This window comes from Streptomyces griseus subsp. griseus, assembly GCF_000720255.1.
Taxonomy (GTDB): Bacteria; Actinomycetota; Actinomycetes; order Streptomycetales; family Streptomycetaceae; genus Streptomyces; species Streptomyces griseus_I.
On the sequence record NZ_JOJE01000017.1, the window covers coordinates 1 to 15,019 of the forward strand.

16 protein-coding genes are annotated in these 15,019 nt (G+C 69.6%); 4 read left to right on the forward strand and 12 right to left on the reverse strand.

All coding sequences use genetic code 11. From position 1 onward, the window contains the following. The 12 genes from IG99_RS23155 to IG99_RS48830 all read right to left on the reverse strand — a co-directional run. On the reverse strand, positions 1–689 hold a 689-nt coding region (locus IG99_RS23155), incomplete at its 3' end, for a WhiB family transcriptional regulator (protein WP_199815582.1). A 133-nt stretch (positions 690–822) separates the two neighbouring features. Beyond that, positions 823–1,515, reverse strand: a complete 693-nt coding sequence (locus tag IG99_RS23160) for a hypothetical protein (RefSeq protein ID WP_234311928.1) — start codon at positions 1,513–1,515, stop codon at positions 823–825. Continuing rightward, positions 1,512–2,771 (reverse strand): hypothetical protein, encoded by a 1,260-nt coding sequence (locus IG99_RS23165; RefSeq protein WP_051865802.1) that lies wholly within the window; start codon positions 2,769–2,771, stop codon positions 1,512–1,514. The genes IG99_RS23160 and IG99_RS23165 overlap by 4 nt, the downstream gene beginning before the upstream one ends. After that, positions 2,768–3,376 (reverse strand): hypothetical protein, encoded by a 609-nt coding sequence (locus IG99_RS23170; protein WP_037676809.1) that lies wholly within the window; start codon positions 3,374–3,376, stop codon positions 2,768–2,770. The genes IG99_RS23165 and IG99_RS23170 overlap by 4 nt, the downstream gene beginning before the upstream one ends. Positions 3,377–3,413: 37 nt before the next feature. Continuing rightward, entirely contained in the window at positions 3,414–4,043 is a 630-nt protein-coding gene (locus IG99_RS23175) for a hypothetical protein (RefSeq protein WP_037676810.1), read from the reverse strand. Between the two features lie 48 nt (positions 4,044–4,091). Beyond that, entirely contained in the window at positions 4,092–6,269 is a 2,178-nt protein-coding gene (locus IG99_RS23180) for a hypothetical protein (RefSeq protein WP_051865804.1), read from the reverse strand. Between the two features lie 20 nt (positions 6,270–6,289). Then, positions 6,290–6,901 (reverse strand): hypothetical protein, encoded by a 612-nt coding sequence (locus tag IG99_RS23185; protein ID WP_037676811.1) that lies wholly within the window; start codon positions 6,899–6,901, stop codon positions 6,290–6,292. Positions 6,902–6,912: 11 nt separating this feature from the next. After that, complete coding sequence (locus IG99_RS23190) at positions 6,913–7,491, reverse strand: hypothetical protein (RefSeq protein WP_037676812.1); 579 nt, start codon at positions 7,489–7,491, stop codon at positions 6,913–6,915. 32 nt (positions 7,492–7,523) lie between these two features. Continuing rightward, positions 7,524–10,517 carry an ATP-binding protein gene (locus tag IG99_RS23195; RefSeq protein WP_037676813.1) on the reverse strand — a complete coding sequence of 998 codons (2,994 nt, stop codon included), beginning with the start codon at positions 10,515–10,517 and terminating at the stop codon, positions 7,524–7,526. Between the two features lie 34 nt (positions 10,518–10,551). Next, entirely contained in the window at positions 10,552–11,034 is a 483-nt protein-coding gene (locus IG99_RS23200) for a hypothetical protein (RefSeq protein ID WP_037676814.1), read from the reverse strand. A 64-nt stretch (positions 11,035–11,098) separates the two neighbouring features. Continuing rightward, positions 11,099–11,362, reverse strand: a complete 264-nt coding sequence (locus tag IG99_RS23205) for a hypothetical protein (RefSeq protein ID WP_037676815.1) — start codon at positions 11,360–11,362, stop codon at positions 11,099–11,101. A gap of 61 nt (positions 11,363–11,423) precedes the next feature. Beyond that, positions 11,424–13,112 (reverse strand): conjugal transfer protein, encoded by a 1,689-nt coding sequence (locus IG99_RS48830; RefSeq protein WP_078947845.1) that lies wholly within the window; start codon positions 13,110–13,112, stop codon positions 11,424–11,426. A gap of 323 nt (positions 13,113–13,435) precedes the next feature. On the opposite strand from IG99_RS48830, the gene IG99_RS23220 reads away from it, so the two are divergent. The 4 genes from IG99_RS23220 to IG99_RS23230 are packed head-to-tail and all read left to right on the forward strand — an operon-like array spanning position 13,436 to position 14,993. Next, positions 13,436–14,017, forward strand: a complete 582-nt coding sequence (locus IG99_RS23220; RefSeq protein ID WP_037676816.1) for a hypothetical protein — start codon at positions 13,436–13,438, stop codon at positions 14,015–14,017. A 44-nt stretch (positions 14,018–14,061) separates the two neighbouring features. Beyond that, positions 14,062–14,286, forward strand: coding sequence for a hypothetical protein (locus IG99_RS48835; RefSeq protein ID WP_158973227.1), 225 nt, complete (start codon positions 14,062–14,064; stop codon positions 14,284–14,286). Then, entirely contained in the window at positions 14,283–14,648 is a 366-nt protein-coding gene (locus IG99_RS23225) for a DUF4913 domain-containing protein (protein ID WP_037676817.1), read from the forward strand. Before IG99_RS48835 ends, IG99_RS23225 begins: the two co-directional genes overlap by 4 nt. 30 nt (positions 14,649–14,678) lie before the next feature. Beyond that, entirely contained in the window at positions 14,679–14,993 is a 315-nt protein-coding gene (locus tag IG99_RS23230; protein ID WP_037676818.1) for a YbjQ family protein, read from the forward strand. The last annotated feature ends 26 nt before the right edge of the window (positions 14,994–15,019 follow it).

The window sequence follows — 15,019 nt, forward strand, 5'->3', positions numbered from 1 at the left end:
ACTTCAAGAGCCCCATCGACTACGAACACGACTACTGGGCCAGCTTCACCGAGGAACTGGCTGTATAGGAAGGTCTCCACAGTTCGAGGGGATTGACAGTACGGCTGGAGTCGTCCGTGCGTGGACTGTGCGGGGGTGTGCTCGTGCAACTGCCTCGGTATGCCGGGCAACTCACCTGTCTGGCAAGCGAGTTGATCCTGGCGCAAATCGAACGCGTCGAGTATCCGCTCCAGTGTGGGCAGGCCGCCTTCGGCACGGTGCGGAACGGGTGAGTCGGCGGTGCGGGAGCGGAGCCGGAGCAGGCGGCGCGACATCTCGCCGGAGCCGTCCGCGATGCGGGCGGACAGATCGCCGTTCGTGTCGCCCACGCCCAGCGTGCGGCGGATCCAGCGCCGGTCGTCCAGCGATGTCGCGGCCGCGTAGCCGTACGGCTCGGCGTGCGTGACGGCGTCCTGAAGGCACTCGGCCCACAACGGGCAGGAGGCGCACAGGTCCCGCGCGGTGCGCAGCAGAACGAGGTGCTGGCGGCGCTGCTCGGGTGAGGTGCCCGGGATGTCGGTCGGCGTCTCCAGCAGCGGGTGCTGAAAGACGTCCGGGCGGCGCTGGCAGGGCAGAGCGGCTTCGGGTATGTGTGCCCCCCGTACCGACCCGCGCGCAGGGCGCGCGGGCAGCGCCGTATGGCTGGCCATACGCATGTGTGTCGTCCCCCGTGGTGATCCGTGATCGGTGGGGACTCTAAAACGATCCGTCAACCCCGTGCAACGCATCTGCAAAGCATGTGCCGATCTGGCACAGTGGCGAGACCAAACGTTCACACGGGCCTCAACTGTCCACCGCATCACTTGCCTTGCGCGGACGAAGGCGGCCAAACGCCCGGCGCGTACGGGCTGTCACCACCTTGGCGCTCTTTCCGCGCACTGCCAGCACCCCGATCACACCCACGAATCCGATCGGTACGCCGGCCTCCGGCAGGAACATACCGATGCCGGACGCGATGACGAGGATCACATCCGCGAGGAGCACGGTGACTCCCCGCCGACCCGGGTGCTCCTTCACCATCCAGGCGCCCAGCAGGGCCATACCGGCGAGCGCCCAGTAGCCGAGGGCGGCCTGGCCGGTCATGGCAGCGTTCGTGGTTTCGCTCATCCGGGCCGAGTCGCCGACTGCGGAGAAGTATCCGGTGAAGGCGATGGTGAGGATGCTCAGCCCGATCGCCAGCAGCAGTTGGGTGCGGCGGCGGAGGAGCCAGAGGACGGCGCCGAGGAGCAGCACGGCGCAGACCGCGACGAAGCTGGAGCCGCTCTGGGAAGCGAGGGTGACCACGGTGTAGAGCGCTGCCACGCCGAAGACGATGCGGGGGAGGAGGCGGACGGCCCAGGCGTCGCTCGTGTCCTGGCGGAGGAAGCGGCGGAGGAGGGGGAGTGGCGGGCCGCCGGAGGTGGGTGATTTCGGCCGGCGGGTGGGGCGGGACTGAGGGCGGGGGGTGCGCGCGGTGCGGTTCACGGGCGGGGTCACACTCCCAACCCTGTGTCACGTGACTGCTCGGGGGCCGGAGGGGCCTGCGGGGGAGTCGCCGGGGTGGCGCTCTTGTCCTGGGTGGCGACCGACACCGCCTGCGGGGTGACCCCGGGCAGGAAGTCGTGGGTCGGGGCGACCGCGGCGACGGTCTTCGCCGGGAGCGGCTGGGGCACGACGGGCCCCACCTTGGCGTTCACGGTGACGCCGGGGAGGTATTGGCCATGGGTGCTGACAGCCGGAGCGGGAGTCGGCGTCTGTGCTGCCGGGGACTCCTGTGACCGGCCGCGGAGGGAGGCGGCCCACTGCTGGTCCTCGACGCTGGGCAGCGTCACCTCGTGGTCCGGGCGCAGGGTCTTGATCTCTTCGATGAGACTCTCCGCCTCCGCGGCACGGGCGGGGCCGTCCATGACGGCCACGCGGGCGCAGACCTCCAGGACCGCGGCGCGTTGGGCCTCGGGGGTGGGGAGCGCCTTCAGTTGCTCCAGGTCGAGGTGGCCCGCCTTGGTCAGCGGCGTGTACTTGGTGTCGTTCTCGTCGTACGAGAAGGTGTGGACCTGCGCGCGGACCGCCTGGGAGGCCAGCAACTCCTGTGTCTCCGGGGCGAGATCCGCGTACTTCTGCGCCGGCGCCGGGTACATGAACTGGATGATGTCGAGCTTGCCGTCCTGACGGAGCTGCCGGGACTCCGTCTGGTAGGCGACGGTTCCCGGGTTGAGCTCGGCCATGAAGAAGAGGGCTTCGTTCTCCGTCTTCGCGGCGTACTTCTCGGAGAGGGTGCCCCAGGCTTCGTAGGCGAGGGCCAGACCCGCCTTCTCGTCCAGCTCCAGTGCGTCTTGCAACTCCGTGTCCCAGAGGTGGAGTTCGCCCAACGCCTTTCCACCGGGAGTGCCCTCCAGGTAGCGCAGGGTGTTCGGCGTGATCGAGTTCTGTGCCTCGGTGTACGCAGCCGCCATGTGCATGCTGTACAGCGCTTCTCCGGGCTCCATGTTGATCTGCGGGTGGTCCTCCAATCGGTAGGACCAGAAGGTCGACCTGGTGTCGGGCGTAGGCAGATCCACGTCCTGATCGGCGGCGAACTCCCTGAGACGTTTGTGGAGCTGCTCTCTGTATTCCTTGTCCGGGAGGTGTGCGATGCCCTTACGCAGCCGACTCGCGATCCGCAGGGCTTCGGCCTCGGTCAGTGAGGCCTCACCGACCTGCTGTCGCTCACGGGCGTCGTCGAGGACACGGTCCGGGAGGTGTACCTGGATCACTCGGCCTCCGGCGGATAGCAAGTTACCTTGATCATCGGGCGTCGGAGCTCACCCGGCTCCGGGGCGGGTCCCAGACCGACGGTGAGTACGGTGATGTGTCCCTCAGGGCCGTCCTCGCGCCAGACCGCCATGCGATAGGGGCTCATGTTCTCCAGGCGGAGGTCGCGAGGCATCAGCCAGTGCCGGTCGTGGGGCGGTTCAGGAAAGGCAGGGTCGTCCCAGGCGCCGGCGTAGGCGGGTTCACCGACCACGGCCCGCGCAGCCGCCACATACGCGGCCCATGTCTCAGCCGCCTGCTCGAGGACCTCGTCGTTCTCGTGGGCGTCGTCCGCCGCCATTTGCCAGCTCGTCCAGCTGAGCTGCTTGATCGGGGCCCATCCACCGGAGCGGACAGGGAAGAGCGTGATGCTCTGGCCCGTGACCGTGGACACGGTCAGAACCCGCTCCGCCGAAGTCGGCCTCCAGCCGAACAGCGCGCACCAGTCGTCCAGCGCCTGGCCGGGGTTGGGCGGGCCCGCCCAGACCGCGGGCCAGTCCACGTGCTCGAGTGCCTTGAGCTCCTCGGCCAGCTGCTCGGGGCTGCGCCCGATCCTCAGGGTCGTCATGGCTTGTCACCTTCCTCGCGTTCCGCACGGCTCCGGTTCATCCGTGCCGCGCCTGCCGTCGGGCCTCCGCGTGGGCGGGGTCGTGGCAGGCGAGTTCGATCCTTGCATTGGCCGGCACCGGACCACGTCGTGCCGTCGCGCCCAGCGTCATCCGTAGCTCGAGGACCGGCGCCTGCGGCACCTGGAACCGCCACACCGCGACGCGGTACGGATCCTGGTACGCCTCACGCCATCGGGCGTCCGGCCACGCCCCGAGGCCCGGCAGTTCAGGGAAGCCGGGCGTGTCCCAGGCGCCGTTCCAGCTCGGGGTTCCCAGCAAGCCGCGCAGGGCGGTCAGGCCGGCGGTCCAGCGGGCCTGTGCACGTTCCGTGACGAGGGCGTTCTCGTGCAGGTCCCGGGCCCGGGCCGACCACACCGTGTGGGCGACCCGGGTCACCGGACGGCCGGGGGCCTCCGAGACGAGGTGCAGGCGGCCGCCGACGGCCGTACGGACCCGCAGTCCGCCCTCGAACCACAGCGGCCGCCAGCCGAAGCCCGCGCACCAGTGCGTGCGTTTGCCCGCGTCCTCCGGGACCCCCGCCCACACCGTGGGCCAGTCCACCCCGATGAGCCGCTCCAGTTCCGCGACCAGCTGGTCGGGGGTGCGGTCGGCGGTCACGGCGGGCATGGGAGGGCTCCTCGGGGTTCTCGGGGCGGAAGCGGCTGGGCACGGGCGCTAGACGCGGCCGCTGGGGCCACGGGGGTCGCGTGGTGTCCGGGGCGGGGCCTGGGACGCCGGCGGCTCAGGGGTCCGGGGGCGGGGGGCCTGCGGTTGCGGCGCGGGGGCTGGAACCGGTGCCGGTGCCGGTGCCGGTGCTGGGCGGGGCTCAGCCGTGGGCGTGGGCGTGGTCGTTGGCTGTGGAGCCTGCTTCCCGCTGGAACTGCTGACACGGCGGCCTCGGCTGCGGGGCGGTGCCGGGGTCTCCGCCTCCTTGCCCTCCTGCTCGGGGAACTCCCTTTCGTAGTTCTTCCGGGTCATCTGGGCAGACTGATAGGCCGTTTGTCGCTGCTCGCGCTTGGACTGGCCGATCCAGCCCTTCTCCTGCATCTTGCCTCGGTACTTGCCGTTGAAGATGACCTTGTCCGCCGCCCGGGCGCCGCCGCCCACCACGCGGCCCGCTCCCTTGGCGGTGGTGCCCGCGATGCGGCCGCTGGTGCGAGCGGTGGACGCGGCGAGACCAGGTGCCATGGCGGTGGCCTTGTTGGCCATGTCTCCCACCCCGAGGGCGTCGTCCGCACCAGCGACCTGCGGGCTGAACTTCCCGGACAGCAGGTTCTTCAGCAGCATGATCACGGCGACCGTGACCAGCAGGAGCATCAGCAACTGCATGCCCAAGGGGATCTGCAGGGGCAGGATCAGCTGGTAGAAGAGCAGCAGGATCGTGAGGATCACACCGAATCCGGCGCGCAGGACGAAGCTGTGCACAAAGGTCTGCCACCAGCCCCTGAGCAGTTTCTGCTGGGTCGGGTGGATCGAGATGATCGCCACCAGGGGCAGGAGGATCACCATGATGAGGGTGACCGCGTGCCACAGCAGTGTCAGGGCACTGAGCACGATCACCATCAGGCCGACGATCAGGGACGCGACCAGTGCGTAGACGCCGATGCTGATGCGGTTGGCGGGCTTGTGGCCGGCCCACTGCTCGTAGACGCGGGCGCTCTCGTTCTTGGCGATGTAGTTGCGCAGTTCCCCGTACCGGTTCTCCTTGTACTTGATGACGTTTCTTTCTTCTTCCACTTCCTCCTTCGACCAGTCCTTGTAGTAGTCGAAGTTCGTCACTGACTGGACGACCACCTGCTTGACCCGAAGGTCGGTGCAGCGCTTGCCCGTTCCGAAATCGCAGTCGTCAGTGCCCTTGTACTCCATCCGGTTCTTGCCCGGATCGCCGAACTGGCCAATGGCCCACGGGCGGAACGCAAGGGTGTCGTACATGGCGCAGCTGGATATCCGCATGCCGCGCTGCGGTGCGTTGTCGGGCAGGTCGCAGGGTGGGTTGACCCCGTTCACCGCGCTGTCCAGCACGGCTTCGGTCAGCGCGGCATTCCCCTGGGCGATCCCCGAGTCGGCCGTCTCGACCACCGCCACGTAGTTCCCGTTGACCAGGAACGCCGATACCGCGATCACCACGAAGGCGGCCCAGCCGACACCCGACCAGACCTCGCGCATGTCTCCCTTGCGCCATTTCCCGAACACCCAGAGACCGGTGAGCAGGATCATGGTGGGCACGGCGAGCTTGAAGACACCGTTGTTCAGGCGGTCGACGACGCTGTCGTCACCCGAGACCGTGCCGTCGTAGAGGGCGGCCAGCGGGCTGGGGTTGGAGGAGATCTCCTTGATGCTGATCGCCGCACGGCTCATGATCTTGCTCATGTCGAGGATGGCCTGGGCGATGCTGTTGTAGATCTCGTTCTGGAGGCTGCAGTCGTCGCCGTCGGCTGATTCCCCGCGGTCCCCCTCCTTGGCCTGGTTCTGGCTCTGCTGGGTCGAGGCCCAGTTGAGACCCCGCATGGCGTCAAGTTCGTACAGCGTGTAGCCCGAAGGGGCGCCCGGCATTCTGACAGCACCCGACACGAGTTCGCGTTTGCCGTCCCACTGTTTCACCGCGGGAAAGATGTTCTCCGCGGCGGGGCCCGGCATGTCGGCCATCTGGTTGATGCTGTCGGAGGTCCAGTCACAGGTGTCGAAGAGGGCTTTCGCCGGCTGTGGAGCGGAGAACGACAGCGCGATCACTCCGAGCACCAGGAACAGCATGGCCCGTGCGGCGACACCGGTGCGTATCAGTGTCTCGCGCAGGGAGCGCCTTGTCCGGGGCCGTGCCGGACGGCCGGAGCGCGGCCGGATACGGGTCAGCATGAGAAGCCCTTCGGGACCGGTCAGCGGTTGTAGTAGTCGGTCAGAACGCATCCGTCGACCTGCGCGGGCTCCTGCTTGAAACCGCTGGGGATCGCGTGCTCGGAATCGCAGTACAGGGTCACGAGGCCGGATGCCTTGAGTTCCTGGATGGTCTGGGCGTCGCCCGGATCCACCGCGAAATCCTTGCCGATCAGGATTTGCCTGTAGTTCTTCTCCTTCATGGAGGTCTGGAACTTCTTCATGTCCGACACCACGAGCAGCGTGTTGGTGTCGTGGTACTTGTCCCTGCAGGCGGCCCGTTCCTTGATCCCCCAGCTGGGGTCCTTGGGCATGCTCTCGTCGCCCCAGGCGGGATCCCTGTCCGCCAGGCTGCTGTCGTCGTACTCGGCGCCCGTCGTGAGATCCAGGCAGGACGCGTACTCGTTGAGGAAGTACGCGATGGACGCCATGTCCGAGGCCTCGGGAAGGCCCGGGCTCGCCGCCTGGCTGCTGCCCCCCTTGTCGGTCCCGGTCCCGGTCCTGCCGTCGCCGTCGCTGTTGCCGTCGGCGCTGTCGTCACCGCCGCCGCACGCCGTCATCGACGCCGACATGAGGAGGAGGGCGCCGATGGTGACCGCTCGCCTGATTCGCATGGTTTCTCGCCTTACTCGGGGACGTAGTTGGTCAGTACGCAGCCGTCCGCGAGGCCCGGCTCCTTCTCGTATCCGCTCGGCGCCGAGAAGTCCGCGTCGCAGGTCAAGAACCGCAGACCGGACTGCTGCAGGCTTCGCACCGCTTCGTCGCCGACCGGGACGACCGCGAAGTCCGCGCCGACCAGGAACTCGTCGCCGTTCGTCTTGGCGGCGGTCTGGAACTTCTTCATGTCCGTGACGGTGAGCAGCGCGATCGGGTGGCCGGACCGGTCCGTGCAGACGCCCCGCTCCTTGATGGCCCAGGACGCGTCCGCGGCCTCTTGCGCGCCCCAGGCGCTGTCCTGACCATGGTCGGCGTCGTAGTCGTCGCCCGTCGCGAGGTCCTGGCACGAGGTGTACTCATTCAGGTAGCTCGCGATGGACGCCATGTCCGACGCCTTGGGGAGGCCGCCCACTCCGGCCTGCCCGGTGTCGCCGGCCGAGGCCACGGCACCGCCGGCCCCCGCGTTGCCGTCATCGCTCCCACACGCGCCCACCGCCGACAACGCGACGAGGGCGGCGCCGATCGCGAGCGCTCGTTTGATTCGCATGAAGTCCGTCCTTGTGCTGATGGGGGGTGGCGTCACACGGCCTGGGCCGCGTGGGCGTGTGCCGGCTCCTGCGCGGTCGCCGCGTCCTCCTCCGCCTCCTGCAGGAAGGTCCAGTGCCAGACGTTCAGCGGCGGATTGACCCCCTGTCGCGCGGGGCGGGTCGTGCCGTTGGTGTCCGTGGCGGCGAGGATCTCCTTGAAGACCAGGTCGACGGCGACCGTGCCGACGCGCTTGTCCGCGTCGCGCTGGAGGCAGACACCCGTGCGCAGTTCCTGCAGGGCCGCGATGACCTTCGGGTCGTTCTCCGGGCGGCCCAGCAGGGGGGCCACCAGGGATGCCTCCTGCGCCGACTTCTGCTTGAAGGCGAAGACCGTGTGGATCTGGTTGGCGCCGCCGCTGCGGGCCTCGGAGTCCTCGATCTGGACCAGGTCGATGGCCTGCTGGGTGATCAGGACGGTGACGGCGAGGTAGGAACGGCCCTGCTTCAGTGCGCGGCGCATCAGGTCGCGGCCGGATTCGGTCGCCGTGACGACGTACGCCTCGTCGACGAAGAGTGCCTTCGGGCGAAGACCGATCTCGCCGGTCACCGGGTTCTTCTCGTAACCGACGTCGAGCATCTGGCTGCCCAGCTCCACGACCGCCATCAGGGCCGTCGCCGCGAGGCGTTCCGCCGGGTTCCAGTTGCGCGGGTCGGAGGCCGCCGGGGACTGGAAACCGCGCAGGGTGATGACCGTACGGCGCTTGCGCATGCTGGAGAGGGGCTGCGGGCGTTCGGCGAAGGACAGCCGGGCGTAGGGGAGCGTGCGCAGCTCGGTGAGGAGCATCTGCGCGAGTTTCAGGTCCTTCATCGCCTCACGGTCACCGGTGGCCACCGCGTGGTCGTACGCCGCCACGACCTCGTCCACGACCTGCCACAACGTCGGGCGGGAAACGGTCAGTTCGGCGTCGCGGGCCGACAGGCCCTGCTCGACCGCCTGGCGTATCGCGGAGTTGTAGCGGCCGATGACGGTCGCCATGCCCTCGATGACGGGGAGGCGTACGCGCTGGTAGTCCTCGTCGCCGAGGAAGCCGCGGAGCATCGACTCGGCCAGAAGCCGCCCTGCCGGTACGTCTCGGGCGATGACCCAGGGGTCCAGGACGCCTGCCTGGCCCTTGAGGAGGTCGACGACCTCCGTCTCCGCCCAGAACTCGGGGTTCACCGGCTGGAACCGGCTCTGCGGGGTGCCGAGCAGGCCCGCCTCCGCGTCCGCCGCGAAGGCGGGGTCGTTCACCTGGGCGCCGAAGGCCAGGTAGTAGCACATCTGGGCGAAGTCGGTCTTCGGGTCGATGACCAGGCAGCGAACGCCCGACTCCGACTCCTCGTAGAACTTCTGGAGGGCGAGCGAGGACTTGCCACCGCCGGACGCGCCGACGATGGCCAGGCCACCGCCGTCGTTGCGGGCCGGGCCGACGTGGAGCGAGTAGTGGACCGGCATCTTGCCCGCCCAGCCGACCAGGTTGCCGACCCAGCCGAGGCGCTTGCCGGAACGGTGCTCGGGGTTGTCGCCCAGCTCGGTGCCCGCGGTGGGCAGTCCCGCGCCGAGCTGCTCGACCTCCTGCAACCTCAGGTAGGGCGCGATGGGCAGCTTCGGGGCGTCGCCGGGGAGCTGGGACTGGAGCAGGCGCCACTGCTGACGGGTCGGTCGCAGCAGGGTGACCTTCAAGTCCTGCTTGAACTGCATCTCCAGGACGCGGCGGCGGCGCTCCAGCTCCTTGACGTCCGGCGCGGAGATCGTGAAGCGGATCTGCGCCTCCATGCCCGGCATCTTGTGCTCCTCGATGTCGTCGACGAGCTCCTGGGCGCGGGTGACCTGGCTGGCCAGTTTGGTGTCCGGGCTTCGGCCCGAGTTGGCCATGTCGTTCATCTCGTCGACGAGGTTGCCGCGGATCTTGTCGGCGCGGTCCTTGAACTTCAGGTACGGGATGAGCGTGAACCGCATGTCGATCTCGACCGGGAAGTCCACGTGCTGGGCGGCGTAGCGCGCCCACGCGGTCGACTGGCGGAAGCGGGTCTCGGCGGGCCAGTTGGCGGCGACCAGGGTGGTGGTGTAGCTGGTCTGCTGCTCGCCCGTCACCTCGTCGTACTGGTGCAGCACGATGTGGGTCTTGCGGTTCTCGCCGGAGAAGTCGACGACCAGGTCGAACTGGTTGGGTCCCCAGGCGCGCGAGCCGAGCACCGGCTCGGGCGGGACGGGGAGGTCGCCGTGGAGCGGCTTGCGGATCAGCCAGACCAGCTCCTCGCGGGTGAGCGGCGTGCCCTTGAGGCCCTCCAGGCTCTCGTGGACCTCGACCGCGACCTGCGTCCACTCGGCGAGGACGTGCGGGGAGAGGTACTCGTCGGTGACACCGGTCGCGGTGGCGGCGGCCTGGTCGGCCGCGCCGCGCACGCCCTGGAGGAGTCCGGGCTCGTCATACGGCTCGTCGTCCTGGGACACGACGCCGGTGCCGCCGCTGGTCCGCTTCAGCGAGCCCAGCTTCACCAGCAGGATGTTGCGCTCCCGCTTGGCGCCGATGCGCTCCTGGTACTCGGCCTTGCGCAGGTTGTACGCCTTGTAGTTGTCGGTCGGGTCCCAGGCGACCGCGTTCAGCTCCTCCGCCCAGGTCAGCGCGGTGATCGGCTGGTAGACCTTGCGGTAGTGGCACTCGACGTTGCGGTCACCGCGCGCGAGGTTGAGCAGGCCGCGGGCCGGGCCCTCGGCCATCGCCTGGAGTTCGCCGGCGTTCAGGTACTCGTCGATGGCGTTGGGCAGGACCAGGCCCGTCCAGACCGAGTCACCGTGCACGAAGATCGTGTCGTCGGCGTAACGGTAGGGGAGGCGGAGGTCCTCACGACGGGCGGAGGCGGCCGAGGAGCCGGACGGCTTGGAGCGGGAGGCGGACGAACTCTTGCCGCCGCCCTGGCCGTTCTTCTTGCTCGACGAGGCGGCCATGATCATGGCGACCACGAAGAAGGCGGCCGCCCCGCCCAGAAGGATCATCATGAACATGGGGAGTCATCCTGCGGTAGTTGGCGTGCAGTGGTCAGCGGTAGGCGGAGAAGGCGCTGCCTCGCTCGGCGGCGGCCCGGCGCGCGGCGTCGTAGCGGGCCTGCCAGCGCGGTGAACCGGGGGTGAAGAGGATGACCTGCCAGTGCAGTTCCTCGGGTTCCTGGTCCGCGGAGAGGCCTTGCAGGCGCTTGGGCTGGAACCACCAGTCCGTCCACACGACCAGCTGCTGGCTCAGGGTGAGCGCGGAAGGCAGGGGCCGGCCCCAGACGAAGTAGACGGCGAACGGCGGCCCGAAGTAGAGGACCGACGTCCACATCGACATGCCCAGGAAGGGGAGGAACGCCGACACCGTGAACAGAGTGACGAGCCAGAGCAGCCCGAAGCCGAAGGCGGCACCCAGCGCGGGCAGCAGCAGGCCCGGCAGCGGAATGTTGCCCCAGTTCCAGATCCGCTTGGGGCGGTTGACCAGGTCGGTGTGGTCGTACGCGACCAGCGGCTCAGGTGCCTCCTGGCTCATCTCTGCCAACTCCCCTGTCTCGGACAGCTACTGACAACCGGTCGGGCAGGGCCCGGACGGTCGGTCAGTTGCCGCCGCCGATCTGACTGCCGAGGCCGATCAGCACTCCGGCGAGGCCGCCGGCGCCACCGATGATCAGGGCGGCGAGCGCGATCATGCCGAAGCCCTGGAAGGCCTCGCGCATGCCGTCTCCGCGCTTCATCGACAGGAGCATGCGGATGCCGAGGATGAGCAGGGCGATGACGGCGACCATGGTGCCCGCGTTGCGCAGGATGTCCTCGATCTCGCCGAACATGTCGTTCAGGGTCGTACCGGCGGCCAGGTACATGGTGTTTCCTCTCGGGTGGTGGAGCGGTGGTAGGCGGTGGGGGCCGTGCGCGGCGGTCCGGTCAGGATTTGCCGGGCTGCTTGCCCCTGGACGACTGGGTGGTCGTGGAGGCCGAGGGCGAGGCCGAGGGCGAGGGGGCTCCGGAAGCGGTGGCCGAAGGCGAGGCCGTTCCCGCCGACGGAGCGCTGCCGGTGTCGCTGTCGGCCCGGCCGCCCTCCGCGTCGATCACACCGCCCCGGATGTCCTTGATGAACCAGCCCTGGGCCGTGTTCACCATCGTCATCCGGTACGAGCGGCGCACGGTGACGCCCCTTGTGTCCTTCCAGTCGACGGCCACGCGTACCTGTACGGACTGTTCGGCGCTGTAGGCGTACGGTTTGGTGTCCTGCACGCTTGCCGGGACGAGTGCGACGACAGTACCGACCTGCGGGTTCGTCAGGTGCCCGGCCAGGCCGGTGGTGGCCGTCAGGCTCGCGTCGGATGTGATGAAGCGGGCCATGGCGGTGGTGTCGGAGGCGCCCCAGGCCTCGAAGTAGCCCGGCAGCACCTTCTGCTGGAGCTGCGTGGACAGGGCGTCGTCCACGACCTCGTCGCCCTGGTCGACCTCGGGCACGTCGGCGGAGGCCGGCATCGGCATCTGGCCGACGTCGCCGGCGACGCGCATGCCCTCGCCTGTCTTGAGGTCCTTCACGTACACCGGGACGGTCAGCGTGGTGAGAGTGCCGTCGGCGCTGCGGACCTGGACCCCGATGTAGCGGCCGTGGTCCCCGTACTCCGGAAGCTTCTCGGCGGTGCCGTCCCAGGTGGCGGAGACGGCCCTGCCGACGCCTTCCCCACTCCAGCCGCAGTTGGGGTCGACACCGGCGGAGATGTAGCGGGCGAGGTTCGTCCGACGGGTGGACGAGGTGTTCGGGGAGAACGTCATGCACAGCTGTGCGTACTGCTCCGCGAAGGCGGCCGCCTGCTCGGTCGGGAACTCGGTGAGGCGGTACCTGGCGGCGTCCGCCGTGTCCAGCCCGGCGGTGGTCTTCCCGGACGACTTGCCGACCACCAGCCCCATCACGCCGCACGAGCCCAGGGCGAGCACACAGGTGGTGATCAGGAGCGTGGCGCGGAGCGCTACGTGCGTACGGCGTCCGCCACCGGAGATACGGCCACCGGGCTTGGGTACGTCGAATTCGCGGGCGGGGACGGGCTGGGAGGTGCCGACGGCCGGTGTGGTGGTCCGGGGGGCGGTGGAGTGGGCGGCCGGGGCGGTGGCCGTCGTGGGCCGCGGCGAGCCCGTCGGGGCGTTCGCGGCAGGTGCCTGGGGCGTGGGCCGGGACGTCACGGCGGGCGCGGGCGCGGTACCGGCCGTCGCCGTACCGCCCCTCTTGCGCTGCTGCTTCTCCGCCTTCTTCTGCTCGTATGCCGCCTTGCGCGCCGCCCGCTCCCGCTCGCGCTTCTCCTTCTTCGACTCGTCCTGGGGACGCGTCTCACGCGGTGGCAGCGACGGTACGGCGGCCTGGCCGGCCCGGGGCGTGTTGCGCACCCAGGCGGCGGCGACCTGTGCGCGGGCCGCGTCGGAGGGAAGTTGCTGGGGCAGGGGCTGGGGCTGGGGGTTGGCAGCATGCGGGGCGGGGGCCTGCCGGCCCTGCCCCTGGGCCTGCCACGTCTGCTGCTGTGGCTGCTGGGGAGGACCGAAGGACCCGGGCTGCCCGGAAGGCTGGCCTCCGCCGACCGCGCCAGCAGGGCTGTTGTGGTCTGTCATCGAGTCGGTTACTCCAGCGAGTCGGTTCCCCGTCCGCCTGGGCGGGTCACGACCGCACCGCACGACGGGCCCTGGCCCAGCCAGGTGCGCAGGCAGTGTGACAAAGACCTGTCACCGGACCGGTGCCGCTTTCCTCGCCGGGAGACGCGAAATTCCCCAGGGGGCGCCCTTGGGGAATTGCACCGGGAAAAGTGTCAGGGACGCGCCGGGAAGGTGCCCTGCCCCACTGACCCGCCGTGGGCCCACAATGCGCTGGGCGTGTCTGCCCGACGTGCCCGGTACCGCTACCCGGTGCCCCCCTTGGACCCGGCGAAGGACGAGAGTTGACCGACGACAACGGGCACCCGCAGCAGCCCGACCCGCGTACCTGGGGCATTCCCCAGCAGGCCCCGCCGGTCCAGCAGGCCCCTGTCCCCGCGGCCGTACCGGCCCCCCAGGCGCCGCAAGCTCCCCAGGCCTCGCAAGTGCCGCAGACTCTCCAGGCCTCGCAAGTGCCGCAGACTCTCCAGGCCCCGCAGGTCTTCCAGGCCGACCACGCCTGGATCGACGGGTACGAGCCCGGAAACCCGTGGCAGGCCCGCCTGTGCGTGGAGACGCCGCACGGAACCTTCGCCTATCCCCTCACGCCGAACACGATCCCCGAACTTCTCGAGCAGATGGTCCTGGTCGCTCAGGAGCAGCAGGGTCTTCCGGTCGGTTTCGACGAGGCCACCGAGCCGCTGCCGGCGGACGGCGACGACGAGGAGCAGCAGGGGCCCGCCTCCGGCCTCCACGGCGGCCGTGCCGCACGCATGACCGGCTGGGCCGTCGTCCACGACCTGTGGGAGCGCGAGGACCCGACGGCGCGCATCGTGATGGGCGCGATCGTGGTGGTGTTGCTGCTGCTCGGTATCTTCCTGACCTGATCGCGACCTGATCGCGACCTGATCGTCCGACCGAGAGGGGGCCCATGCCGACGGAGACGACGGGCCGGAAGCCGCAGGACCTCGCCGGCGAGCTGACCGTGCCGCGCGGAGTGCACGGGGCTTCGGCGTGGCCGGGTCCGCCGGTCGTGCGTGGCCCGAGCTGGGGAACGCCGACTATCCACTGGCGGCCCGCCCACCCGGGAGCGGCCGTGGCACTCACGCTGCCGTCCCCGGCCCCCGAGCAGCAGTCCGCAGGAGTGGAACGATGAGCGCTACCACCGAAGCCACCGCCGGGGAGCCGGAGTTCTACTTCGCCGACGTGTACGTCTTCGTCTCCGACTACCTCGCCCAGATGATCCGCCGCCGCATCAACGGCACATCGGCCACCTGGTGCCCCACATGGTGGGAGCACCCCGAGGCCGGCGCCCGCCTGTCCGCGCTGTGGCTGGCCTGGGAGCACCTGCGCCAGGATCCGGCGCTCGGCATGTCGACCTGGTGGCTCCACCACGCCGATCCCCATCTGCGGGTCCTGATGGACGCGGACACGGGTCCCTTCGCGGCATGCTCGCCGCGCGACGGGCACACGGCGTATCCCTTCGACCCTCTGCCGGTGGACGCGCGGCCGGAGTGATCGGCGTGCGGCGTGGGAGAGGATGGTGCGGTGAACCGTCAGCAGAAGAAGGAGCGCCAGGAGCGTCAGGAACGCGTCCAGGCCGCCTACGACGCAAGCGCCGACGTCTACACCGCGACGCTCGACGCGCCGCCCCATCCGCACATCGCTCTCGGCCTGGCCGTCGGGGAGGAGAGGTTGAGTGCCATGGAGGCGGTGGTGAGCATGCAGGCGTACGCGCGGTCGCTCGGAGCCGACGGCGTACTGGGCGTCTCGATCTGCGCGGTTCCCACGCTGCACGTGCATGCTCATGGCCGTTACGTCGCCTACGGCACGGCCGTGAAGTGGGCCGCCGTCGAGGAATGACCTGGGACGCCCTGCGGGGAACCCTT